Below are 23702 nucleotides of genomic sequence, written 5' to 3'. Positions count from 1 at the left end.
TTTTACAAGGCGCAGATATCGATGGCCAGAAGAACCAAAGAAGAGGCGCAGCAGACCCGCTGCCACATCATGAGTACGGCCCTTAATCTGTTCTGTTCACATGGCTTGGCCAAGACCAGCCTGACCGATATTGCCAGGGCCGCCGACCTGACCCGTGGCGCCATCTACTGGCACTTCAAAAATAAAGAAGAGCTGTTCGTCTCCTTGTGGGAGGAGCTGTGCCAGCCGCTCTCCCACCAGCTCGATGCCTGCGTTGCCGAGCAGGAGCCCAACCCCCTCGGCAAACTGCGCAGCTTCCTCAAGGAGGTGCTGGTAAAGATCAGTACCAATCCTGCCCATCAGCAGATGTTCACCATCATGTTCAATCTGGAATCATTGGAAGGGGAAGCCATCTCCCTGCGCGAACATATGCGCGGCCAGGCCGCCAACTTTTTCCGGGATCTTGAGATCACCCTGACCAATGCCATCCGCCAGGGTCAACTCCCCAAGACGCTGGATACCCAGCGCGCCGCCACCCTGCTGCACTGCACCCTGGATGGCTACATCATCAACTGGCTGCACTTCCCTGAGCGTATCAACCTGACCCGCGAGGCCGATTTCCTGCTCGACAGCCTGTTTACCCTGATAGCCCTGCCAAACGGCCCGGCCACCCGCCGTACCTGATCTGCATGGGTCAGCCCCGAGCTGGCCCGCATTCCTTGCTGGCAAGGCGCAACGGGATCTTGCCCAGCTTCTTGCTCAGCCAGGAGGGAGTCACAGCGTCACGGATCAGTGTCCACCCAGACGGTATTATTTTGCTTACCTGAGCCTTTGGTAGCGCGCCGCCAAATTTGCTAGAGTAGCGCCCCCGAAAGAAGGTGCCTGCCATGTCCATATCGCCACTGCCCAGTCATGATGCCTCCCCCAGTCTGCCATCTGTGGTGGATTCAAGCACACTGTCAGCCCGTCAGCGTTTTCTGAAACAGCTGGCGGCAGGCGCCCATCTGCTGGAAGCGGGCTGCGGAGCGGGCGAGGATCTGCTCTTTTTCCGGCAGCAGGGGTTCATGGTCACCGCCTTTGATGCCAGCCTGGCCCAAGCGAAGCTGGCCTCGCGCCGCTGCGGCCAGCCGGTGCGTGTCTGCTGCTTCGATCAGATGCACAACGTCCTGCCCTTTGACGGCATCTGGGCCAGCGGCTCCCTGCCCTGCCTGGTCGAGGAGGAGCTTGCCCCCGCCCTGATGCATCTCGCCAGCCTGCTCAAACCCCGGGCGCCGCTCTACTGCTCCTTCCCTTATGACGAGGGAAAATCCGGCAACCCAGTGGCCTCCTCACAGGACGAATACCCGCTGCAGACCCGGCTCGATGAAGCCCGCCTGCAACAACTGATCGCCCCCCTGCCGTTTGAGCTGCATCAGAGCTGGTGCAGCGAGGATGCCAAGCACGGCCGCTGGCTGCATGCCCTGCTGATCCGCCTACCCGATCTCGCCCCCACCACGAATCAATATCGCCGCCGTCGCTTCAAGGGGCCCATCCCCCGCAATTCATCATCCAGTTAACAATATTTAACTCTGAGTTAACCAGGTGTTGGGAGACAAGATGCGGCACTTGTGTTAAAAAGCGGCATTAAAATTAGAATTAAATAACAAATCAGACACTAACACCTGGATTTCCTTATGAAACTTGTCCTCAAACTGGTTGCCGGTATTCTTGCCGGTCTCTTGCTCGGTCTCTACGCCCCGGAATGGGTTGCACGCCTGCTGTTTACGGCCAAGACAGTCATAGGTCAGCTGATCACCTTCACCATTCCGCTCATCATTCTGTTCTTCATCATGAGCGGTATCGCCAGCCTGCCGAAGAACTCCGGCAAGCTGCTGGGCAAGACGGTGGCTCTCTCATATTGCTCCACCATACTGGCAGGTCTGTTCGCCTTCACAGTGGCAAGCCATCTGATCCCGCTGCTGACCACAGCCGCCGAGCCCACCACGGAAACCGCCGTCAAGCTCAGCTCCTACATCAGTCTGGAGATACCGCCGCTGTTCGGGGTCATGTCTGCCCTGGCCGCCGCCTTCGTGTTCGGCATCGGCATCAGCGCCACCCAGGCCACCGACCTGCGCCGCGTCGCCGATCAGGGCCGTGACATCATAGACCGCCTGCTGGCCCGCGTGATCATTCCGCTGCTGCCACTCTACATCGCCGGTGTCTTCGTCGAGATGACGGTGGAGGGCACCGTCTTCGCCACCCTCAAGACCTTCGGCGTGGTGCTGGTGATGGCCATCGTCATGCACTGGTTCTGGCTCAGCGTGCTGTTCGTCGGCACGGGTCTGGCGCTCGGTCGCTCACCCCTCATGCTTATCAAGAACATGCTGCCCGCCTACTTCACCGCTCTCGGCACCATGTCCAGTGCCGCCACCATTCCGGTTGCGCTGCAGGCCAGCAAGAACAACGGCGTGAGCCATGGCATCGCCAACTTCACAGTGCCGCTGTGCGCCACCATCCACCTGTGTGGCTCCACCATCACCCTGGTGACCTGCACCACCGCCGTCATGTTCCTCTCCGAGCACCTGGCCATTCCCGGCTATGGCACCATGCTGCCCTTCATCATGATGCTGGGGGTGATCATGATAGCCGCACCGGGCGCACCGGGTGGCGGCGTCATGTCGGCCCTGGGTCTGCTCACCTCCATGCTGGGTTTCGGGGAAGCCTCCATCGCCCTGATGATCGCCCTCTACCTGGCGCAGGACAGCTTCGGCACCGCCTGCAATGTCACAGGTGACGGCGTCATCGCCCTGTGGGCCGACCGTTTCGCCCAGGGTGGGGAAGCGCAGCTCGCCCCCGAGCGTGAAACGGCCTGATTGCCGGTTCGGAAAACAAAACGGGAGCCACTGGCTCCCGTTTTTTATGGCTGGCATCTGAGGTCAACCGCGTCGGCGGATCACCCCTTCCTGCGCCGTGCTCGCCACCAGCACCCCATCGCGGGTAAAGAACTGGCCGCGTACCAGACCACGACCTGCGCTGGCACTGGGGCTGTCCACCACGTAGAGCAGCCAGTCATCCAGCCTGAAGTCCCGGTGGAACCACATGGAGTGATCTATGGTGGCCACCTGCATGTCCGGCTCCCAGTAAGAGACGCCATGGGGCTGCAGGGCGGTAAACAGGAAGTGGAAATCGGAGGCATAGGCCAGCAGGTACTTGTGGACCCGCTGATCATCCGGCATCTGGCCATTGGCCTTGAACCAGACATGGCGCAGCGGCTCGTGCACATCCGGACGGATCGGGTCGACCAGGGTCACAGGGCGGATCTCGATGGGTTTCTCGCACATGATCTTGTCACGCAGAGCGGGCGGGATCTGATGCTCGTAGGGACGCACCAGCTCCAGTTCGCTCTTGAGCTGCTCGGGTGGGGTGATCCCCGCCGGCATGCTGATCTGATGCTCGAACCCTTCGGCCTCGACCTGGAACGAGGCGTTGAGATAGAAGATGGGCTTGCCACCCTGGATCGCCTTGACCCGGCGGGTAGAGACGGTCTGACCGTCGCGGATATTCTCCACGTCGTAGATGATGGGACGATTGGCATCACCGGGGCGCAAGAAGTAGGAGTGAAAACTGTGCACCTGACGATCGGCGGCCACCGTCTGTTTGGCGGCTGACAAGGCCTGCCCCATTACCTGTCCGCCAAACACGGCCCGCAGACCGAGATCCTGGCTCTGGCCCCGAAACAGGCCCTCCTCGATTTTCTCGAGCGCCAGCAGGGCCAGCAGCTCATCCAATACCTTGCTCATTATTATCTCCTGTATCAGTGCCGCAAAGGCTAACAAGCCCGCTCTGGCAGAGCAACCTTGCCCCTCTCCCCCAGCGGGTCCGCCGGGTGGTTTAATTCAGCAAGGAGGGGATTGGAATAATAAGCGGCAAACAGCAGCAACAAAAAGGCCCGCCTGAGAGGCGGGCCTTTCCTTGCATGAACCCATGAGGCTCAGCGCAATGCTTACTTACTGCCGGTACCCGAGTTGCGGGTAGAGGAAGTCGGCTTGCGACGGGCCGTGGTGCTGCGGGCGCGCGGCTCCATGCCCTGCATGTCCTTGTGACGCTTGACGGCACGACGGATCTGGGCAGCCTGCTTGTGGCGGGTGCTCTTGCCATCCTGCTGCAGGTCGACCTTGGATTCGGTCTCCGGCGGCATGTTGACCAGGCCGCGCAGGTAGTTCACTTCCGGCAGTTTCAGCTCCTGCCAGCCACCGCGGGGGATGCCACGATCCAGGGTGACGTCGCCGTAGCGCACCCGCATCAGGCGGCTCACCTGCACTTCCTGGGATTCCCACAGGCGGCGCACTTCACGGTTGCGACCTTCGGTCAGGGTGACGTTGAACCACTGGTTCAGACCTTCACCGCCGGCCGGTTTGATCTTGTTGAACTTGGCCATGCCATCTTCCAGCTGCACGCCTTTGCGCAGGCGCTGCAACATGGCTTCGGTGATCTCGCCAAACACGCGCACCGCGTATTCGCGCTCCACTTCGTGGCTCGGGTGCATCAGGCGATTGGCCAGTTCACCGTCTGTGGTGAACAGCAACAGGCCTGAGGTATTGACGTCTAGACGGCCTACCGCGATCCAGCGGGCACTGTCCAGCTTGGGCAGACGATCGAACACGGTCGGACGACCTTCCGGATCGTGACGGGTACACATCTCCCCTTCGGGCTTGTGATACGCCAGCACGCGGCAGATCATCTCTTCCTCGGCACGGGTCTTGACCGTATGGCCATCGACACGGATCACGGCGTTCACTTCGACGCGATCTCCCAGTGTGGCGACCTTGCCATCCACACTGACCCGACCTGCGGTGATCAGGGCCTCCATCTCACGACGGGAGCCGTGACCCGCGCGGGCCAACACTTTTTGCAGTTTTTCACTCATCGGGGTTACCTGATTGTTGATCGCTGCCCGCCAGCATAACGGGCAACGTTGACTACTGTGCCAGATCCCGTCAGGGCAATCCGGCACCACTTTAATCATTAAGAGACCTGGCCCGCGCCTTGGCAAATGCCAACGACATGGATCAGGTTTCACGGCCCTCAGCCGGCATAACGGCCAGGGGGGTTTGCAGTTCAGGATCCAGCTCGGGGAGCTGATCCAGGCTCTGCAGATTGAAATAATCCAGAAACTCCCGGGTGGTGGCGAGCAGCTCGGGGCGACCCACCACCTCCTTGTGACCGACACTGCGCACCCAGCCACGGTCTTTCAGGGTATTCACTATCTGGCTCGACACCGCCACTCCGCGGATGGCTTCGATCTCGGCCCGGGTGATGGGCTGCCGATACGCAATCAGCGTCAGCGTCTCCATCACGGCGCGCGAATAACGGGGAGCCCGTTCGCTCCAGAGCCTTGAGAGCTCCTCGGCATACTCCTGGCGCGCCTGAAAGCGCCAGCCGGAGGCAACTTCTTTAAGCTCCACTCCCCGCTCGCTGTAATCCTGTCGCAATTCGGCCAGCAGCAGCTGAATATAGCGGCCGGTGACGGGGTAATCCGCCAGCACACCGCTTTTCAGCTCGCTCACGGTCAAGGGGCGCCCGGCAATAAAAATCGCAGCTTCGACCAGCGTCTTGAGTCGTTCAGCAGGCAGCGCCACGGTTGCCCTCCTTGCTCACGACGTCGGGCTGGCTGGGCAACGGGAAATGCACGCAACCCCCGGCAAGTTGGCTGCGAGGAAATGACAAAGAAAACAACTCAGTGCGCATGTTCACGCTCCCCGGTCTCCTCTTGGCTCGCCAGGGCAAAATGGATAGGACCCAGGGGTTCAGCCTGCAGGATCCAGATCAGGGACTCCTTGCACAGCTCCAGCAGCGCCAGAAACGTCACCAGCACCCCCATGCGTCCCTCTTCCATTTTGAGTACCTGTTCCAGCCGCAATGTCTGGCCCAGAGAGAGCATGGCCAAGATCTCCGCCATGCGCACCCGGGTCGGGATCTGCTCACGGCGGATCTGGTGATGTTCGAAATGAGTCGCGCGTTTTACCACACTTTGCATGTAAAGGGCGAGCTCAACCAGTGAAACATCGGGAGTCAGTGGCTTGAGAGAGCCGAAATCCGGCGGCAGGGCGGCGGCGATATAAATCTCCCGCTCCACTCGTGGCAAGGCATTGAGGCGCTCGCCCCCCACCTTGAAGCGCTCATATTCTTGCAGTCGACGAATAAGGGTGACGCGGGGATCTTCTCCCTCCTCTTCGTCCTCAAGCTCGGGGGCCTTGGGCAGCAAAAGACGGGATTTGATCTCCGCGAGCCAGGCCGCCATCAGCAGATATTCAGCCGCCAGCTCCAGATTGAGCCCCTGCATCAGCTCCACGTAGTCCATGTACTGGGCGGTGATCTGCAGGATGGGCAGGTTCAGGATATCCAGCTGCTGGCGCCGAATGAGATAGAGCAGCAGATCGAGGGGCCCTTCGAAGGTATCGAGAAACACTTCCAGCGCATCGGGCGGAATAAACAAATCCTGGGGCAGCTCATGGTAGGGCTGCCCCAGCACTTTCGCGATGGGGGATGGGGCAAGCCCCTCCCCCATGGTGACCTGTGCTGGCGTGGCCATCACAGGTGCCGGGTCGGCAGTATCACTCAAACGGCGTGGGATCCCCGGCACCGCGACGACGCAGCACTGTCTCGTCGTCGGAGAAGTCCACCACGGTTGTGGGCTGCTCGCCCAGATAGCCACCGTTGACCACCAGATCCAGCTGTTTGCCCAGCTTGTCGAAGATCTCTTCCGGATCAAACTCCGCCATCTCTGAACCCGGCAGTATCAGGGTGGTGGAGAGCAGCGGCTCACCGAGCACTTCCAGCAGGGCCAGCGCTATGTTGTTGGCCGGCACCCGGATGCCGATGGTCTTCTTCTTCTCGTTCATCAGGCGGCGCGGCACTTCCTTGGTCGCCTTGAAAATGAAGGTGTAGGGCCCAGGGGTGTTGCCCTTGACCAGACGAAACGCCGTGTTGTCCACCTTAGCATAGGTAGAGATCTCGGAGAGATCCCGGCACACCAGGGTGAAATCGTGGGTGGGGTCAATGCGACGGATGCGGCAGATGCGCTCCAGCGCGCCCTTGTCACCCATCTGGCAACCGAGCGCATAGCCGGAATCAGTCGGATAGGCAATGACGCCGCCGTTCTGGATGATCTGCACCGCCTGACCGATCAGGCGGGCCTGGGGGTTTTCCGGGTGTACGTAAAAATGCTGACTCATAGCTCGTTCTCGCAATGGGGGCGGCAATGCCTGCCCGCTCGTATGGTCACGGGTTCCAGACCCATGACGCGACCTTAACCTGTTTGACGCCGGTTTACCCTCCCATGCAAGAGAGGGCCAGCCGGCAGCCCCCGTGCTAGCGACTGGCTAGCAGGGCGGCGTGCTGATCGGTGGTGAGACCAAAGTGGTCCGGATAGGCCAGCCAGAGCGGCATGCCTTCTTTTGGCAGCCAGAGGTGGCGGCCCAGCTCGGTCCAGCTGGACGGAAAATGAAAATCAGACCCCACCGAAATATAGAGGTCGTGATCCTTGGCCCACTGGCCCAGGTTGGCCCGCTCCTGCGGACTCTGCTGGGGAAGTGACACCTCCATGGCATCGCCACCGGCCGCCTTGAAGGCCACCAGCAGCCGCTTGATCCACTTGGCGGTGAGATCGTAACGGCTGGGGTGAGCCAGTACCGCCAACCCACCGGCAGCGTGAATGGCGGTGATGGCCTCGCTCATCTCGGGCCATTCGGCCGGGGCATACCCTTTATTGCCACGGCTCAGGTACTTTTTGAATACCTTCTGCATGTTGTCTGCCACACCGCGCGCCACCAGCACACGGGCAAAATGGGCCCGGGTCACGGCAGCATCACCGGCCAGTGCCTTGGCCTCTTCATAGGTGCCGGGGATGAGGCACTTCTCCAGACGGCGCCCTATTTCCAGTGCGCGCGTCTCGCGGCGAGCCCGTTGACCCGCCAAAAACGCCACCAGCTGCGGATTTTTTTCATCCACCCCCAGCGCCACCACATGGATCTCGTGGTGCTCCCAGCCGGTGGAGATCTCGACCCCGCTCACCAGTCGCAGCGGCAGTTGCTCGGCTTCGATGGTACGACGCACTTCATCAAGCCCGTCAAGGGTATCGTGGTCAGTAACTGCTAACACCTCGACCTGTTTTTCGGCGGCACGACGCACCAGATCGGCGGGGCTCAGCACACCGTCGGAGGCAGTGGTATGGCAGTGAAGATCGAATCTCATCAGGTTATTCCGCTCTCATGGTCAGGTCCCCATCGGGATAGATAGGCAAAAAAGCGACTTGACTTGGCCGCGGCTTTATCGTTTTCTGTAGGCACTTCATTGCAAACATCTTTTTACAGGACTTTATCATGCAAACGACTTCCATCCTGACCATCTGGTGGTGGCACACTCCCTGACATGCGGGCGTGTGGTCGTTGCTGTATCTGTAATCTGACAGCAAATTAAGAACCCAAAGAAAAAGCCCGCTGACCCCAGCGGGCTTTTTTATTATCCGGCAAATGGACCTGTGATGAAACCGAGAATTCAGACAAGAACACTGACATGGCGATGGCAACCCTACTGAAACCGCCTAAACCAATTTAATTTTCAAGGAATTCAATGTCATGAACATCGGTAAAACGCATCACACGCAAGGGAACGCACTATGACCGTCAATACGACTCGCTTGCCCCTGGGTGAATTCGATACCCTCAAGCTCAATGCCCCCTATGTGGCTGACCCGCTGGCGCTCTATACCCAGCTCTGCCAGGGGCGCCCCAACAACCTGCTGCTGGAATCGGTCGAGATCGACTCCAAGGCCGGCAAGCAGAGCCTGCTGCTGGTCGATGCCTGCCTGCGCATCGAATGCCGTGGCCGTACCGTGCGGGTTCGCACCCTGAACGACAACGGCACCCAGTTGCAGAGCCTGCTGGCCGAGCGTCTGCCCGCCGTCATCAGCCAGACGCTGGTGGATGGCGAGTTGCAGCTCGACTTCCCCGCCTCCGATCGGGCACTGGATGAAGACAGCCGCCTCAAGGGGACTAGCGTGCTGGACGTGCTGCGCACCCTGCAACAGGAGCTGCAGTGCCAGCTGGGTAAAGAAGCACTGTTTATGGCGGGCAGCTTCGCCTACGACCTGATCGCCTCTTTCGAGGATCTGCCAGAGGTGCCGGAGGGGAGCAACAACTGCCCCGACTACTGCTTCTATGTGGCCGAGACCCTGATCACCATCGACCATATCGAGCGCTCTACCCAGCTGCTGGCCTGCATCTTTGGCGGCGACAGTGACGAGAGCCATGTGGACGACAGATATGCCCGTCTCACCGAGCGACTCACCGACTTCAAACTGGCCTGCCAGCAAGCCCGGATCCCGGCGCAAACCACTGCGGCCCTGACCGGCGGCATGAGTGTGGACAAGAGCGACAAACAGTTCTGCGCCGAGGTGGAGAAGCTCAAGGGCTTTATCCGCCGTGGCGACATCTTCCAGGTGGTGCCGTCCCGCTGCTTCTCGCTGCCCTGCCCGAGCCCGCTGGCCGCCTATCGCCGCCTCAAGCAGACCAACCCCAGCCCCTACATGTTCTACGTGCAGGATAAGAACTTCACCCTGTTTGGCGCCTCGCCGGAGAGCGCGGTCAAGTTCTGCGCCGCCAGCCGCGACGTCGAGATGTACCCCATCGCCGGTACCCGCCGCCGCGGCTTCAACCCGGATGGCAGCATCAACCGGGATCTGGATGGCCGCATCGAGCTGGAGCTGCGCCAGGATGAAAAAGAGGTGGCCGAACACCTGATGCTGGTGGATCTGGGCCGCAACGACATAGCCCGCATCTCGGAGCCCGGCACCCGCTACGTCAAGGAGCTGCTCAAGGTGGATCGCTACAGCCACGTGATGCACCTGGTCTCCAAGGTGGTAGGCACATTGCGCTCCGACCTTGATGCCCTGCACGCCTATCAGGCCTGCATGAACATGGGCACCCTCACCGGCGCCCCCAAGATCCGCGCCAGCGAGCTCATTCGCATGGTGGAGGGCAAGCGCCGCGGCAGCTACGGCGGCGCCGTCGGCTACATCAATGGCGCGGGGGAGATGGATACCTGCATCGTCATTCGCTCGGCCTTTGTCAAAGATGGCGTGGCTCATGTGCAGGCCGGTGCCGGTGTGGTCTACGACTCCAAACCCCAGGCCGAAGCGGATGAAACCCGCGCCAAGGCGGCCGCCGTGCTGGCCGCCATCGCCGCCAGCCATGGCACCTCATTGCAAGCCCTGAGCGCCCAGCAGGAGCAACATAAGGACGTGAGCCATGACTAACATTTTCCTGCTCGATAACTTCGACTCTTTTACCTACAGCGCCCCGGCCGATCAGTTCCGCACTTCGAAGGAGCAGCATCATGACTAACATCTTCTTGCTCGATAACTTCGATTCCTTTACCTACAACCTCGTGGATCAGTTCCGCTCCCTCGGCTATCCGGTGCGGATCTACCGCAACAGCCTGCCGGCGAGCCGCATCATGAGCGAAATTGCCGCCTGCGAAGGGGATGCGGTGCTGGTGCTCTCCCCAGGGCCGGGTGCCCCCCACGAGGCGGGTTGCCTGATTGATCTGATCAAGCTGGCCCGCGGTCAGGTGCCCATCCTCGGCATCTGCCTCGGCCATCAGGCCCTGTGCGAAGCCTACGGCGGCACCGTCGGGGCGGCGGGTGAAATCGTCCACGGCAAGCGCTCGCTCATCGAGCACAACGGCCTCGGCGCCTTTGCCGGTCTGCCGAGCCCGCTGCCGGTGGCCCGCTACCACTCGCTGGTCGCCACCTATGTGCCGGAAGAGCTGACTGTGATTGCCCACTATCAGGGCATGCCCATGGCCATAGAGCAGCAGGACGACAGGGTGCTGGGCTTCCAGTTCCACCCGGAATCCATCATGACCTCGGAAGGGGCCCGTCTGCTGACCCAGGCGCTCGCCCATATCACCCGTCCAGTTAGCAGTGTGCGGTAAGGAAGACCCTATGCATCATCATCTCAACACCCTCTATCAGGGTCAGTCTCTGAGCCGTGAAAGCACCCGTGACGCCTTCGGGCAAGTGGTTCGTGGCGAAGTGGATCCCATAGTGCTCGCCAGTTTATTGACCGCCCTCAAGATCAAGGGGGAGACACCGGAGGAGATCGCTGGCGCCGCCGAAGCCCTGCTGGCGGAGGCGCGCGACTTCCCGCGTCCGGATTATGAGTTCTGCGACATAGTCGGTACCGGTGGCGATGGCCTCAACACCATCAACGTCTCCACCACCTCGGCGCTGGTCGCCGCCGCCTGCGGCCTGAAAGTGGCCAAGCACGGCAACCGTTCGGTATCGAGCAAGTCGGGTTCAAGCGATCTGCTCGACAAGATGGGCATCAAGCTCGACATGAGCCCGGCGCAAGCACGCCATTGCCTGGACGAGCTTGGCATCTGCTTCCTGTTCGCCCCCCAGTACCACGCTGGCGTGCGCCACGCCATGCCGGTGCGTCAGGCCCTCAAGACCCGCACCCTGTTCAACGTGCTGGGGCCGCTCATCAACCCCGCTCGCCCAACCTATCAGCTGATGGGGGTCTATGCCCCCGAGCTGGTGCGCCCCATCGCAGAAACCCTGCTGGCACTGGGGCTGAAAACCGGTATGGTGGTTCACGGCGCCGGGCTCGACGAGATTGCCATCCACGGCCCGACCCAGGTGGCCCAGATCCGTGACGGCGAGATCCGCGAATTCATGATCACCCCGGCTGACTTTGGCCTCGAGACCTATCCGGTGAGCTCCATTCAGGGGGGCGAGCCCGAAGAGAACCGCGCCATCACCGCCGCCATTCTGGCAGGACAAGGCACTCCAGCGCACAACGCTGCCATCGCAGCCAATGTGGCCCCCCTGCTGCTGATGGCGGGCAAAGCCGCCGATCTCAAGAGCGCGGCGGCCCAGGTGCTGGCGGTGCTGGCGAGCGGCAAGGCAGCCGAGCTCGCCGCTCGCCTCGCTACCCTGAGCCATCAGGAGGCATGATGTCAGCCACTAACCAGCACGGCACTCACTCAGGCACTAGCTCAGATCGCCCGCAGGGCAGTACCCAGTTTCGCAAGGATAACGAGATGTCAGACCTTATTGCCCCCCATGCCTTCCTGAACATGGCCTCCATCAACCAGACCATTCTCGGCAAGATAGTGGCGGCCAAGCAGGAATGGGTCGCCGCCCGCAAGCTGGCTCAGCCGCTGGAGAGCTTCCAGAGTGAACTGGTAGCAAGCGATCGGGATTTTGTCGGTGCGCTCAAGGCCGGTTCCACCCGCTTTATTCTGGAGTGCAAGAAGGCCTCCCCCTCCAAGGGACTGATCCGCGACGATTTCAGCCCGGAGGCCATCGCCGATATCTATGGCAAATACGCCACCGCCATCTCTGTGCTGACCGACGAGAAATTCTTTCAGGGGGATTTCGCCTTTTTGCCGCGCGTGCGCAGCCGCGTTCAGCAGCCGGTGCTCTGCAAGGATTTCATGATTGACCCCTATCAGCTCTATCTGGCCCGCCACTATCAGGCGGATGCCATCCTGTTGATGCTCTCGGTACTCACCGACGAGGGCTATCGCGCCCTGTTTGCGGTGGCCAAGGAGTTGGGCCTCGGGGTACTGACCGAGGTGAGCAATGAAGAGGAGCTGGCCCGCGCCATCGCTCTTGGCGCGCCAGTGATCGGCATCAACAACCGGGATCTGCGCGACCTCAGCGTGGATCTCAACCGCACCAAGCAGCTTGCCAGAGACATTCCCGCCGATCGGGTAGTGATCAGCGAATCGGGCATCAAGGATCGCCCCCAGGTCGCCGACCTTCGCCACCATGCCAAGGGCTTCCTGGTGGGCTCCTCCCTGATGGAGGAAGCCGATCTGGAGGCCGCGGTACGCAAGCTGGTACTGGGCCAGAACAAGGTATGCGGCCTAACCCGCGCCGACGATGCCGCCGCTGCCCATCAGGCAGGCGCCGTGTTTGGCGGCCTGATCTTTGTTTCCAAAAGCCCGCGCTACGTGGACATTCCCACCGCCCGTACCGTGATGGCGGGTGCGCCGCTCTCCTATGTGGGGGTGTTTCGCAATGCCCAGCAAGAGACCATCGCCAAAACGGTGGAGGCGCTGGGACTGGCCGCGGTGCAACTGCATGGGGATGAAGATGCCGCCTATATCGACAACCTGCGTCCGCTGTTGCCGGCGACCTGCCAAGTCTGGAAGGCAGTCGGCATCACAAGTGGCGAGCCGCTGCCCGCCCTCGACTATCCGGCGGATCGGCTGCTGCTCGATACGAAAGTAGGCAGCCAGAGCGGCGGCACAGGTCAGGCGTTCGACTGGCGCATGCTGGCCACGCTCGACAAGAGCAAACTGATGCTGGCGGGCGGCCTGAACCCCGATAACGCCCTGCAGGCGGCAGAGGTCGGCTGCCTCGGCCTTGATTTCAACTCCGGGGTAGAGAGTGCCCCGGGCCAGAAAGATGGCCACAAACTCGCCGCCGCCTTCGCCGCCCTGCGCGCGCTCTAAGGCGGCCACTGGATCTCTGTATCGTTTTTGATATTCCGTTTTTGACTCAAGGTATAAGGAAGAAACCATGACCCTGCTCAACCCGTTTTTTGGTGAATTTGGCGGCATGTATGTGCCCCAAATCCTCATCCCCGCCCTGCTTCAGCTGGAAAAAGCCTTCGTCGATGCCCAGGAAGACCCGGCCTTTATCGCCGAATTTCAGGAGCTGCTGACCGAGTATGCCGGTCGCCCGACCCCGCTCACCCTGACCCGCAATTTGACCAAGGGCACCAAGACCCGCCTCTACCTCAAGCGTGAAGACCTGCTGCACGGCGGCGCCCACAAGACCAATCAGGTGCTGGGTCAGGCGCTGCTGGCCAAGCGGATGGGCAAAACCGAGATCATCGCCGAGACCGGCGCCGGTCAACATGGCGTCGCCACCGCACTGGCCTGTGCCCTGCTCGGCCTCAAGTGCCGGGTCTACATGGGTGCCAAGGATTGCGAGCGCCAGAAGCCCAACGTATTTCGCATGAAGTTGATGGGGGCCACCGTGATCCCGGTGCACTCCGGCTCATCCACCCTCAAAGATGCCTGCAACGAGGCGCTGCGTGACTGGGCTGCCAACTACGACTCCGCCCACTACCTGCTGGGCACCGCCGCCGGTCCGCACCCCTTCCCCACTATCGTGCGGGAGTTCCAGAAGATGATCGGCGAAGAGGCCAAGGCCCAGTGCTTCAAGAAAGAGGAGCGGCTGCCTGATGCGGTGATCGCCTGCGTCGGCGGCGGCTCCAACGCCATCGGCATGTTTGCCGACTTTATCGACAACAAAGAGGTGCGCCTGATCGGGGTCGAGCCGGGTGGTCATGGCATCGAGAGCGGCGAGCACGGTGCGCCGCTGGGTCACGGCAGCAAGGGGGTCTTCTTTGGTATGCACTCCTACCTGATGCAGGACAAGCAGGGCCAAATTCAGGAGTCCTACTCCGTTTCGGCGGGGCTCGACTTCCCCTCCGTCGGCCCGCAGCACGCCCATCTGGCCTCCATCGGCCGCGCCGAGTATGTCTCCATCACCGACAAGGAGGCGCTGGACGCCTTCCAGGAGCTGGCCAAATCAGAGGGGATTATCCCGGCGCTGGAGTCCTCCCACGCCCTGGCTCACGCCCTCAAGATGGCCCGCAGTGAACCGGAGAAAGAGCAGGTGCTCATCGTCAACCTCTCCGGCCGTGGCGACAAAGATATCTTCACCGTCGCTGACATTTTCGAGAAAGAAGGAACCTTGTCATGAACCGTTACGCACAACTTTTCTCCCGTCTGGATGCGGTCAATCAGGGCGCCTTTGTGCCGTTCGTGATGCTGGGTGACCCCACCCCCGAACTCTCCCTGGCCATCGTCGATGCGCTGGTCGCAGGGGGCGCTGATGCCCTCGAACTCGGCATTCCCTTCTCCGATCCGGTAGCGGACGGCCCCACCATTCAGGGCGCCGCCCTGCGCACCTTCGAGAGCCACACCACCCCTGACGACTGCTTCGAGCTGCTCGGCCGCATCCGCGCCAAGTACCCGCAACTGCCCATTGGCCTGCTGGTTTACGCCAATCTGGTCTATGTGCGCCAGATCGACGGTTTTTATGAGAAGTGCCAGCAGGCGGGCGTGGATTCGGTGCTGGTCGCCGACGTGCCGGTGCAGATGTGCGCCCCCTACAAGGCGGCCGCCGACAAGTTTGGTATCGACAGCATCTTTATCGCCCCGCCCAATGGCGACGCCGAGACCCTGAAACAGGTGGCGGAGCTGGGCAGTGGTTACACCTATCTGGTGAGCCGCGCTGGCGTCACCGGTGCCGAGACCAAGGCCGGTATGCCGGTGGATGGCCTGATCAATACCCTGCGCGAGTTCAAGGCCCCCCCCGCCCTGCTCGGCTTTGGCATCAGCGAACCGGCTCAGGTGCGTGAAGCGATCGCCGCTGGCGCCGCCGGTGCCATCTCCGGCTCCGCCGTGGTCAAGATCATCGAGACCCACCACAAGAACCCTGAGCATATGCTCACTCGTCTGAAAGAGTTTGTGGAAGGGATGAAGGCGGCGACCAATCGATAAGGGGCGGCATGGGTCACATGCCATTAGCCGTGAGTGATCCGGCTGCGTATCCGCCTTACGCATAGCAGCCATCGTTGCATCGCCGCATCAAAGGGAGCCTGACCGGCTCCCTTTCTCTTTCCTGCTTGCTGCCGCTCCCGGCATCTTTGTAGTGGTCTAATCATCCCGGACACCATTTTAGGTGGTACAGTCGCCACCATGACCTGAGGTGTTCAATGACAAGATTACGTTGCTCATTTACTGCCGAATTCAAACTCGAAGCCGCATCCTTGGTGCTCGACCAGGGGTATTCTGTTCCCGAAGCAAGCCGTTCGCTGGATGTCGGTGAAACCGTACTTCGCCGCTGGGTTCAGCAGCTTCAATCCGAACGCTGTGGCACTACCCCAATCAGCAAAGCGCTGACTCCGGAGCAGCAGAAAATCCAGGAGCTGGAAGCCCGTATCAACCGGCTCGAGCGCGAAAAGGACATACTAAAAAAGGCTACTGCTCTCTTGATGGCGGACGAGTTCACACGTACGCGCTGATAGACCGATTAAGGGAGCAAGCCCCCATCACCCTGGTCTGCTGCGCTTTTGATGTTCCCAAGTCCTGTTTTTACGACTATTTAGCCCGCAAGCGGACGATTAACCGTGAGCGGATGAAACAACGAAGCGAGTTGCGCCGTTTGTTCAAAGAGAGCCGGGATTCCGCAGGCAGCCGCGCCTTGATGTCGATGATGCGAGAGCTGGGGTATCAGATTGGCCGATTCAAAGTCCGTAACCTGATGAAGGAAGCTGGGCTGGCGTCCAAACAGCCGGGCGCACACCGTTATAAAGTTGCATGCTCTGAACGACCGGATATTCCGAATCTGCTGGCCCGCGAATTTGATGTTCCGCAACCCAATCAGGTGTGGTGTGGCGATATCACCTACGTCTGGACAAGTGCTCGTTGGCATTACTTAGCAGTGGTGCTTGACCTTCATACCCGGCGAGTCGTGGGCTGGGCGATGTCTGACAAGCCTGATGCAGAGCTGGCAATCAAAGCACTGGAGATGGCCTATCAGCAGCGGGGTTGCCCCTCTGGTGTGCTGTTTCACTCCGACCAGGGCAGTCAATATGGCAGCAGGGCATTTCGGCAACGACTGTGGCGCTATCGCATGACCCAGAGCATGGTCGGCGCGGTAACTGCTGGGATAACGCCCCGATGGAGCGGTTGTTCAGAAGCCTGAAGTCAGAGTGGCTCCCGGCAACGGGATACATGAGCCTGCGGGAAGCGAAGCGGGATATCAGTTATTACCTGATGGATTACTACAACTGGCGGCGTCCACATCAACACAATGACGGGATACCGCCAGCAAAAGCCGAGGATCGGCCTAACCAAGTGTCTGGATTTAGTTGACCACTACACCCCTTCAGTCAAAAGGACAACCTACTCAGATCATTGGCTAGTCCACGGAATCGCCCCCTGTGTTCAAGTCACTAAGGGTATCAAACAAGCTTCATTGACATTATTAACCTAGATTGAGTATTATAAGCCACGCGGCTTCAAAAGAAGCCTTGCTGAGTAATGACACATTATAAAAATTCTTATCAGACTCTTATATTAATAAGCCAGCACTTGATGCTTAAGGCAACAAGAATAAAATCATGGGATACAATAATGATAAAGTTTTTCTATAAAGATATTGAAGTGCTTCTACGCACGTTTGCGCTGATCTCTGTGGTAATAATTATCTGGATTTTCCTGCCTGGTCTATTGAAAGCCCATACAAGCCGAGATGTTTATGATGCTGTGATGAGCATGGCACTGGTTGGAAATATATTTGTTGGCTTTGTTTTATTTCTTGGCATCTTTGCCCTTGGGAGAACTCTTCTAAAGCAGCGAGCGCTCTCAACGGCCAAGGCATATGACAATAATATTAAAGACAGCATCAACCACAAAATAGCACATCCCTGCAGAGATGAAATGGATATTTTGCTGGTTAAGCTTGGCGGTCTATATTCTATTTCGGATGTTGGTAATGGAAAAAAAACGGGTAAAAACTATATCAATGGTATCGAGGAGTACGACATCCATAATTCAGAGATGATAGATTCTCTGAAAATCTCATTGAGTGTCAGCTATAACATAGATAACAAAAAAGACCTTGACAGTACATTAATTGAACTCCTTGATCCAAGAAACTTTGGCCGTGAAGACGCAACGCTCTATGCCTCGCAACTGGACCACCTGTCAGCACTGACCAAGCGGTGCGGTATAGAGTTATTTGCCTCCAAAAAATCAGTTAATATCTCAGCTGCATTTAATCTACAGCGTGCGGCCATGCTGATGAGAAGTGGCATTTCCTGCGGATTTTTAACGATGCAAGAATGGGATGAACTGAAGAAAACCCTGTGTACTCATGTACAGGAGCAGTTTTCTTCGCTGGATGAGCTGATCAACGACTATCTATTGGCAGTATATATTTTCTACACCACTGAATATTCCATTCAAGGCCCATCGCGAATCATGGGGCGGTTATATGGCATTACCGAACTGAAACGCTGCAATTACTTCGGGTGGGATGTTGCAGAAATGAACCATCCTTCACTTTAGGTCTTGGAAGAAACCAGCTATATAGCTCTGACTATCACCTGACACCGGCCTCAATCCGGTGTCTTTGTTGCAATAATCAGTGCTCAGCATTGAAGCCTATACTTCATGACACAAGATAACTTGGCAACCATCTATTTTTAACAACACCACGTAATTGACAGACACAATATAAATATTTGGAATAATGAAATAAAGATGGATATCTTACTAGCAGAAAGCTACCCCATCCGTCGGCAACAATTAGAGAAAAAGCTAGCGCAGTTTAAAGACCGCAACCTTGCCCACGCCCTATCGGCGTTTATTCGCAGTAGTATCGATCTCTATCCCTGTGTCGTCGAAGACTATGCGCAGTTAGGCAACAGTCGGCTGGGTGGGTTGCCGGATTTACCGGTGGGAATGGATTATCCTATCACTCTGGTCGGACGGGAGGAGATGCTTGATGTTTACGCTGAGGAATTCGAGCGTGAACATATCTTAAACTGTTGGCGGGAAGATTGGGCTGAAGAGGATTACCATTGGGATGAGGCAGCGCAATCCTTTCATGTTCCCATGCAATTTATTGCGCAGCTCAATTGTAGTGAACTGAAGGAGTTACAATCCTACTTACCTCGAGAGGGACGATTACTTTTCTTTTTGGAACAGTGGCGTTTTTCGGAAGTGCTGAAAGGTCATGTCTATTATGTCACTGAAGATCAGAAACTTAACACTGGACAAACTATGCCCAAGCTTAAGTTTGATGCTCATATGTGTGAGAACTACGAGACCGCTATCAGCTTCAAGGGGTTGAAAGCATAAAGATGATTGCCCCTCACATGATTAGCAGCCAAAACCCGCATTTATTACGGTTAGTTGAGACTCGTTTGCAAGGGCTGTCACAGCCACAACAAGCTATGGTGATAGAAACCATCGAGGATATGGGATATGACGGATTGGCACCCGAGTGGCAGGATCAGTTTTACTTCCCTGACAAAATGGAAATGTGTAATTTGGGGTTGATCCCCGGTCAGATTGTCACTCAAGCACAATGGGCGGCATTATCCAATAAGTCGTTATCCAACAGGCAGAGATTGGTCATCCCCGAACAGCCACTGCCCTATTATGATGGGTTTGCTAGTATTAATGACTATGGTTTTAGTCAGCATGAAGCCCCCGAATTCCATGCTGCTTCTGCTTTAGGTGGCAATACCGAATATTATCTGGTACTGCTTAAAGTCCGCCATAGTGAGTTAAATTATATTATTCATCGAGACGATTTAGCTTTAGGAAAATTCGAGCGTATTTACTGTATCTATGATTACTAATGTGCTGAATGAGGGTATTTCCACTCTCCTTCGCCAAACACCTTCAGACCCGTCGAGTTGATAACCAGGTCGGTGATACTCCCTTTCGGTTGCTGCCGATAGGCCACCTTCACAGTGCGGGCCCGCTTGCTGACACAGCTATAGTCCGGCGCGCACATTCATCAGCTCGAACAGGGAATCAAGTAGCCCCTGAGTTACTCGCAGCGTGAGGCTGAGAATCCCTTTGAGTATCATGAAGGTAGAGATGGTCTAGGCTGTGTTCTCAAAATGCTGGTTTTCTGTCCACCAATAGCTCCCGTAAGTAACGAAGGCAGAAAGCCAGCTTGATAAAAGCAGCAAAACTTCCCGCCAGCTTTTCATATCTCGTTGAGAATCGGCGAAACTTCTTCAGCCATCCGAAGCACCGCTCGACCACATTTCGCCTGCGATAACGAGCTTTGTCTAATACCAGAGGACGTCCCTTATGGTGCCGCTGCTGGTCGCTGCGCTGCGGGATGACTGCTTTTATCCTTCTGCGCCGGAGTTCGGCCCGCAAAGCCCTGCTGCTATAGGCCTTATCTGCGGCAAGATGCGCTGGACGCGTGCGATAACGGCCTGATGAGGTCGGTATCCTTGCCATGGCCAGCGCACTTGTCGCATATCTGATTTCCGCTGATTGCCCCGGTGAAAGGCAGAACCCCAGCGGTAAACCATTACCATCAGTGACCAAGTGAATTTTGCTGCCAAAACCTCCACGCGAGCGACCAAGCGCTTGATTCACAAGAGTGTTTTTTACGCGCTCCGGCAGCATCTTTGGATGCCCTGACATTGGAGCCGTCAATGCACCACAGGTCGAAGTCGATAAGCCCTTCCTCATTGAGATGCAGTTGCAGCGCCGCAAGGATGGCATCGATGCGGCCTGTGCTTTGCCAACGTCGAAAGGAGTTGTAGACCGAGTTCCATGGGCCGAAACGTTCTGGCAGATCTCGCCAAGGTGCACCGGTGTGAAGTATCCAGAGAATGCCATCAAGCACTTGGCGTGGCTCACGAGTAGGGCGTCCGCTTATGCGGTGGTATGGAAAAAGGGGCTCGATAAGCCCCCATTGTGCATCGGTCAACTGGTAACGACGGGACACTGCATAGGTCTTAAGCTGTTGAGAAGATGTGAGATTATATCTTCATCACTTTAAGAACGCAGCCTAGAGCTGGCCGCAGCCCCGTCGCCCGTGATGGTCGTGGTAGAACCAGTTGTCCATGGCATCTGCATCAACCCAGAAGGTGAGAGAGCCACGGTTAATCAGATGCTTGTGTATTGAGGCTAGTGGGTGATGGGGTGAAGCGACTTGCCCATGATGCAGACTTGAAGGGGATGGTGGTGATCAGATCACCATCCCTTCAATTAGTTCCACTCAGCAGCATCGATTTGGGAAACAACGCCCAAAATGATCAATCCCCCTAAAAGTGAACCCCTCTACACCTTTCTATCGCAACCAGCACCAAGAGCATCAAAAGTACAACTTCGTACACGTTTGGTTGTTCGGTACGACAAGGTCAACGTGGGACTTTACAGCGAGTTAAAACAGCATACAGATGCTGCCATCGTCATGGTGAGACAGACCACCCCGCCGAGCGGGGCTATCTGGTGCGCTACTGGCGCGCAGTTGAGCGCTGTTGCCACCATTTTCAGACACTGGCTGCGCTGTGGCCCAATCTGCAGTTGTTACCAGCCGATGGATGGCAGGTCACTCTCCCAGTCAGCCCAACCCTTGCTGCACGCTTGGCAAATGAACTGACGGATTTGCGGCCAGTTGCTGTGCCCATGATCACACAGTGACAACTCTCACTACCCTCTCACCGCCCCCTCGCTTTTTATCATCTAGAGTTACCAGGCAGTGCAAAAGCTGCTGATTTATATACATTCGCCGCCAAAGAGGGATCTTGTTTCATGACAGAGCATACTGATCTGCTGCCCACCAGCACGGATGATGAGCAAAGCGCCGGCAACCGCTATCTCTACTACACAGAGGGGGACCTGGCCCGCATTCTCGACAATCTTGAGCAGCTTCGCAGTGCTGTATTCCCCACCGCCCCGGGGGATAACGAAACCGGCACCACAGTGCCGCATAATTTTCCGTCCGTCTGCCTGGTGGGGCTGGGGCGCTGCGGCTCCAACATCGCCCAGGATGTGGCCTCGCTGGTTTACAACGCCCGCAGCTTTTACATGAACGAGTTCAACAGCGAGGAGCAGCGCAAGCGGGAGAAAGAGTTTGGCCCCTTGAGCTGGATCCGCCGCAACCTGCGACTGCCCAGCAATGGCGCCCGCCCTGTCTTTCTGATCGAACCCATGGTGATGCTGGGAGACCTGGACAAGGACATAGATGGCCGCATCCGCCACTCCAATCGCAGCGGCGAAGGTGGCTCCTTGCGCGACTACGCCAAGATGCGGGTGATGGACTTGTCGGAGATCCATGCCGGGGGTGCGGGGAACGCCCCCATCCTGGGTCAGTATCTGGCCAAGATCATTCTCAACAAGAGCCCCCACTACTTCGCCAACTCCGAGTGGCAGGCGATCCATACCTATCTGGTGGACTCCTGCGGCATCAAGGCCAACCAGTCACGCCTCTATTTCTACATCTTCAGTGCCGGGGGCGGCACCGGCTCCGGCATGGCCTCCGAATTCGGGCTGGCCCAGCAGTACTCCTACATGAGCAAGACCTTTTCGCCCCCGTCAGAAGAGGAGGAACACCTCTCCCTCGGGGAGCACTTCATGTTCGATCCCATCTTCACCAGCGGCATCTGCATACTGCCCAATATCTGTGATCGGGGCATCGAGATTTCAGAAGCGCTGCACATCAACGCCGGGCGCCTGTTGTGCAAATACCTGGCCGAGGAGTGGGACTTCTCCTATCACTTCGACAACGAGCAGGCGTGCGATGCCAGCATGCTCAAGCGGATCAGACCCTGGAATGCCATGATGCTGATCTCCAACGACATCATGCGCTACGCCGAAGAGAGCGACGATGGCGAGATCCAGCATGTTGACGTCAACACCATGGAGAAGTACGCCAACCAGTACATCTCCCAGCAGATCTTCAACATTCTCACCGCCCAGGCCGTCACCACCGACTACGACGAGAACTACTTTCGCCGGGCGGGCATCGACATCAGCGAGACCATTCGCCTCGATGCCAATGACCTCTTCATGAGTCTGGCGGGGCCGGTGGCGGTGGCTTATGCCGAGTCTATCTCGCCCCCCGGCGGCATGTTTGACAAGGAGGGCGGGCTCAATGTGGACGACCTCTTCATTCGATCCATCGAGCTGCCCCACTTCAACAAGATGACCCAGGCCATAGAGGGGATCAGCCTGCTGCCCATCGAAGCGGGCAACTATCGGGAGTATCTGGACGACTATGTGAAAAGCGGCCATGACCCGGCCCACCTCAACGAGCTGCACTTCTTCAAGAACTGCTCCTCTGTGGTGTCGATCATCTCCCTGCCCAAGGAGTACAAGCTCTCCTATATGGATCTCAACCGGCTCAAGTCTCACCTCAACGGGCTCTTTCCCAATACCACCCTCAAGCGTTATGCCCTGGTCATAGGTGCGTCGGCCAACATCTCCCTCACCACCCTGATCGTCAAGAGCCCCTGCCTGAGCGATGACTTCCTGACCCTGATAGTGGCCTTTATCAAGCGCTGCTTTGCCAAGGATCACTATCGCTTCGACGATCACCTCGACAAGGTGGTGATCGAGATGATCTGCAACGAGGAGTGGAACGAAGAGCTGCTCGACAGCATGCTCAACGAGTTCGAAAACCCGGCCAAGATCCTCGATACCAACTGGTACGCCATCAAGCCCATGTACGAGAAGAAGTACCGGGAGCTTATCCGCGAGAAAGAGAAGTTCGTCTCCATCAACGACATTCGCCTCAGCCGCGAGTCGGTGAAAAAGGCACTGCTCTATCTGCGGGAGATCTATCGCCACAGAGTCAGCAAGACCCGCATCCTCTCCCTCAATCCCAGACTCGGGGAGACAGGGCCAGGGTAGCCCCATGGCAGTTCCGCGAGGCTCACCGCCCGACCTTTGGCGGTGAGCTAACCGCCAACTTGAGAGGGATGGACCAAGAGACAGCGGACAGGGGAATTGCCACCCCCAAAAACGAAGGAGCCCAATGGGCTAATGCCGATCAGTTAAGGATCCATTGACCGATCCTGCTGATGTGTAAAAATCCGAAACCTGTTGATTTGGTTTCGGATTTTTTATGCGTATCGAACAGGCCCTCGACTTCCTTCACGCCAGCA

General features: G+C 58.0%; 20 protein-coding genes and 3 pseudogenes. 14 read left to right on the top strand and 9 right to left on the bottom strand.

Annotation, left to right across the window (positions count from 1 at the left end; all coding sequences use genetic code 11):
- Positions 1 to 21 precede the first annotated feature (21 nt).
- The 3 genes from GWQ27_RS18840 (at position 22) to GWQ27_RS18830 (ending at position 2831) form a co-directional block, all read left to right on the top strand.
- Positions 22 to 663, top strand: a complete 642-nt coding sequence (locus tag GWQ27_RS18840) for a TetR family transcriptional regulator (RefSeq protein ID WP_275908036.1) — start codon at positions 22 to 24, stop codon at positions 661 to 663.
- Positions 664 to 866: 203 nt separating this feature from the next.
- On the top strand, positions 867 to 1535 hold the full coding sequence (locus GWQ27_RS18835) for a class I SAM-dependent methyltransferase (RefSeq protein WP_275908035.1): 669 nt from the start codon (positions 867 to 869) through the stop codon (positions 1533 to 1535).
- 117 nt (positions 1536 to 1652) lie between these two features.
- A complete protein-coding gene (locus GWQ27_RS18830) occupies positions 1653 to 2831 on the top strand; it encodes a dicarboxylate/amino acid:cation symporter (protein ID WP_212539249.1) in 1179 nt (392 codons plus the stop codon).
- A gap of 63 nt (positions 2832 to 2894) precedes the next feature.
- Here GWQ27_RS18830 and tesB read toward each other — a convergent pair whose 3' ends face one another.
- The 6 genes from tesB to GWQ27_RS18800 form a co-directional block, all read right to left on the bottom strand.
- The gene (tesB, locus tag GWQ27_RS18825) at positions 2895 to 3758 is read right to left on the bottom strand and encodes an acyl-CoA thioesterase II (protein ID WP_005319118.1); all 864 of its coding nucleotides are present in this window, start codon (positions 3756 to 3758) and stop codon (positions 2895 to 2897) included.
- Positions 3759 to 3961: 203 nt separating this feature from the next.
- Positions 3962 to 4885: a 23S rRNA pseudouridine(2605) synthase RluB gene (gene rluB, locus GWQ27_RS18820; RefSeq protein WP_021139995.1), complete on the bottom strand. Its 924-nt coding sequence runs from the start codon at positions 4883 to 4885 to the stop codon at positions 3962 to 3964.
- Between the two features lie 142 nt (positions 4886 to 5027).
- Positions 5028 to 5597, bottom strand: a complete 570-nt coding sequence (gene scpB / locus GWQ27_RS18815; RefSeq protein ID WP_021139994.1) for an SMC-Scp complex subunit ScpB — start codon at positions 5595 to 5597, stop codon at positions 5028 to 5030.
- Positions 5598 to 5695: 98 nt separating this feature from the next.
- Positions 5696 to 6580 carry a ScpA family protein gene (locus GWQ27_RS18810; RefSeq protein ID WP_275908034.1) on the bottom strand — a complete coding sequence of 295 codons (885 nt, stop codon included), beginning with the start codon at positions 6578 to 6580 and terminating at the stop codon, positions 5696 to 5698.
- Complete coding sequence (locus GWQ27_RS18805; RefSeq protein WP_275908033.1) at positions 6573 to 7193, bottom strand: L-threonylcarbamoyladenylate synthase; 621 nt, start codon at positions 7191 to 7193, stop codon at positions 6573 to 6575. Before GWQ27_RS18805 ends, GWQ27_RS18810 begins: the two co-directional genes overlap by 8 nt.
- Positions 7194 to 7329: 136 nt before the next feature.
- Positions 7330 to 8211 carry a PHP domain-containing protein gene (locus GWQ27_RS18800; RefSeq protein ID WP_099993930.1) on the bottom strand — a complete coding sequence of 294 codons (882 nt, stop codon included), beginning with the start codon at positions 8209 to 8211 and terminating at the stop codon, positions 7330 to 7332.
- A gap of 424 nt (positions 8212 to 8635) precedes the next feature.
- On the opposite strand from GWQ27_RS18800, the gene GWQ27_RS18795 reads away from it, so the two are divergent.
- The 10 genes and pseudogenes from GWQ27_RS18795 (at position 8636) to GWQ27_RS18750 (ending at position 19424) form a co-directional block, all read left to right on the top strand.
- A complete protein-coding gene (locus tag GWQ27_RS18795) occupies positions 8636 to 10273 on the top strand; it encodes an anthranilate synthase component 1 (protein ID WP_275908032.1) in 1638 nt (545 codons plus the stop codon).
- 80 nt (positions 10274 to 10353) lie between these two features.
- Positions 10354 to 10953 carry an aminodeoxychorismate/anthranilate synthase component II gene (locus GWQ27_RS18790; protein ID WP_275908031.1) on the top strand — a complete coding sequence of 200 codons (600 nt, stop codon included), beginning with the start codon at positions 10354 to 10356 and terminating at the stop codon, positions 10951 to 10953.
- A 10-nt stretch (positions 10954 to 10963) separates the two neighbouring features.
- Complete coding sequence (trpD, locus tag GWQ27_RS18785) at positions 10964 to 11977, top strand: anthranilate phosphoribosyltransferase (protein WP_275908030.1); 1014 nt, start codon at positions 10964 to 10966, stop codon at positions 11975 to 11977.
- Entirely contained in the window at positions 11977 to 13485 is a 1509-nt protein-coding gene (trpCF, locus tag GWQ27_RS18780) for a bifunctional indole-3-glycerol-phosphate synthase TrpC/phosphoribosylanthranilate isomerase TrpF (RefSeq protein WP_275908029.1), read from the top strand. Before trpD ends, trpCF begins: the two co-directional genes overlap by 1 nt.
- A gap of 67 nt (positions 13486 to 13552) precedes the next feature.
- A complete protein-coding gene (gene trpB, locus GWQ27_RS18775) occupies positions 13553 to 14746 on the top strand; it encodes a tryptophan synthase subunit beta (protein WP_068977078.1) in 1194 nt (397 codons plus the stop codon).
- Positions 14743 to 15549, top strand: a complete 807-nt coding sequence (trpA, locus tag GWQ27_RS18770) for a tryptophan synthase subunit alpha (protein ID WP_275908028.1) — start codon at positions 14743 to 14745, stop codon at positions 15547 to 15549. The genes trpB and trpA overlap by 4 nt, the downstream gene beginning before the upstream one ends.
- A gap of 215 nt (positions 15550 to 15764) precedes the next feature.
- Positions 15765 to 16926, top strand: a pseudogene (locus GWQ27_RS18765) (IS3-like element ISAs6 family transposase).
- A 261-nt stretch (positions 16927 to 17187) separates the two neighbouring features.
- Positions 17188 to 18123, top strand: a complete 936-nt coding sequence (locus GWQ27_RS18760; protein ID WP_275908027.1) for a DUF1266 domain-containing protein — start codon at positions 17188 to 17190, stop codon at positions 18121 to 18123.
- A 195-nt stretch (positions 18124 to 18318) separates the two neighbouring features.
- On the top strand, positions 18319 to 18918 hold the full coding sequence (locus tag GWQ27_RS18755) for a DUF1963 domain-containing protein (RefSeq protein WP_275908026.1): 600 nt from the start codon (positions 18319 to 18321) through the stop codon (positions 18916 to 18918).
- A gap of 2 nt (positions 18919 to 18920) precedes the next feature.
- A complete protein-coding gene (locus GWQ27_RS18750) occupies positions 18921 to 19424 on the top strand; it encodes a hypothetical protein (protein WP_275908025.1) in 504 nt (167 codons plus the stop codon).
- Positions 19425 to 19441: 17 nt separating this feature from the next.
- Here the strand turns inward: GWQ27_RS18750 and GWQ27_RS18745 are convergent.
- From GWQ27_RS18745 to GWQ27_RS18735, 3 genes and pseudogenes are all read right to left on the bottom strand, one after another.
- Positions 19442 to 19673: pseudogene (locus GWQ27_RS18745) on the bottom strand (transposase); the annotation flags it as partial.
- A gap of 13 nt (positions 19674 to 19686) precedes the next feature.
- A protein-coding gene (locus GWQ27_RS18740; RefSeq protein ID WP_275908024.1) for an IS5 family transposase occupies positions 19687 to 20539 on the bottom strand; the annotation gives its coding sequence in 2 pieces (ribosomal slippage) (positions 19687 to 20197 and positions 20196 to 20539; 855 coding nt in all).
- Positions 20540 to 20617: 78 nt separating this feature from the next.
- Positions 20618 to 20754, bottom strand: a pseudogene (locus tag GWQ27_RS18735) (IS5/IS1182 family transposase); the annotation flags it as partial.
- Between the two features lie 594 nt (positions 20755 to 21348).
- Between GWQ27_RS18735 and GWQ27_RS18730 the strand changes: the two are divergent.
- A complete protein-coding gene (locus GWQ27_RS18730; protein WP_021141219.1) occupies positions 21349 to 23448 on the top strand; it encodes a hypothetical protein in 2100 nt (699 codons plus the stop codon).
- The last annotated feature ends 254 nt before the right edge of the window (positions 23449 to 23702 follow it).

Source organism: Aeromonas sp. 5HA1, from assembly GCF_029237245.1.
GTDB lineage: Bacteria > Pseudomonadota > Gammaproteobacteria > Enterobacterales > Aeromonadaceae > Aeromonas > Aeromonas salmonicida.
This window is presented reverse-complemented; position numbering and strand designations above follow the sequence as displayed.

Excerpts from the sequence above, each read along its gene's own strand:
- GWQ27_RS18840 (WP_275908036.1), top strand. The coding sequence starts at position 22 with ATGGCCAGAAGAACCAAAGAAGAGGCGCAGCAGACCCGCTGCCACATC.
- GWQ27_RS18835 (WP_275908035.1), top strand. The coding sequence starts at position 867 with ATGTCCATATCGCCACTGCCCAGTCATGATGCCTCCCCCAGTCTGCCA.
- GWQ27_RS18830 (WP_212539249.1), top strand. The coding sequence starts at position 1,653 with ATGAAACTTGTCCTCAAACTGGTTGCCGGTATTCTTGCCGGTCTCTTG.
- tesB (WP_005319118.1), bottom strand. The coding sequence starts at position 3,758 with ATGAGCAAGGTATTGGATGAGCTGCTGGCCCTGCTGGCGCTCGAGAAA.
- rluB (WP_021139995.1), bottom strand. The coding sequence starts at position 4,885 with ATGAGTGAAAAACTGCAAAAAGTGTTGGCCCGCGCGGGTCACGGCTCC.
- GWQ27_RS18805 (WP_275908033.1), bottom strand. The coding sequence starts at position 7,193 with ATGAGTCAGCATTTTTACGTACACCCGGAAAACCCCCAGGCCCGCCTG.
- GWQ27_RS18800 (WP_099993930.1), bottom strand. The coding sequence starts at position 8,211 with ATGAGATTCGATCTTCACTGCCATACCACTGCCTCCGACGGTGTGCTG.
- GWQ27_RS18795 (WP_275908032.1), top strand. The coding sequence starts at position 8,636 with ATGACCGTCAATACGACTCGCTTGCCCCTGGGTGAATTCGATACCCTC.
- GWQ27_RS18790 (WP_275908031.1), top strand. The coding sequence starts at position 10,354 with ATGACTAACATCTTCTTGCTCGATAACTTCGATTCCTTTACCTACAAC.
- trpD (WP_275908030.1), top strand. The coding sequence starts at position 10,964 with ATGCATCATCATCTCAACACCCTCTATCAGGGTCAGTCTCTGAGCCGT.
- trpCF (WP_275908029.1), top strand. The coding sequence starts at position 11,977 with ATGTCAGCCACTAACCAGCACGGCACTCACTCAGGCACTAGCTCAGAT.
- trpB (WP_068977078.1), top strand. The coding sequence starts at position 13,553 with ATGACCCTGCTCAACCCGTTTTTTGGTGAATTTGGCGGCATGTATGTG.
- trpA (WP_275908028.1), top strand. The coding sequence starts at position 14,743 with ATGAACCGTTACGCACAACTTTTCTCCCGTCTGGATGCGGTCAATCAG.
- GWQ27_RS18760 (WP_275908027.1), top strand. The coding sequence starts at position 17,188 with ATGATAAAGTTTTTCTATAAAGATATTGAAGTGCTTCTACGCACGTTT.
- GWQ27_RS18755 (WP_275908026.1), top strand. The coding sequence starts at position 18,319 with ATGGATATCTTACTAGCAGAAAGCTACCCCATCCGTCGGCAACAATTA.
- GWQ27_RS18750 (WP_275908025.1), top strand. The coding sequence starts at position 18,921 with ATGATTGCCCCTCACATGATTAGCAGCCAAAACCCGCATTTATTACGG.
- GWQ27_RS18730 (WP_021141219.1), top strand. The coding sequence starts at position 21,349 with ATGACAGAGCATACTGATCTGCTGCCCACCAGCACGGATGATGAGCAA.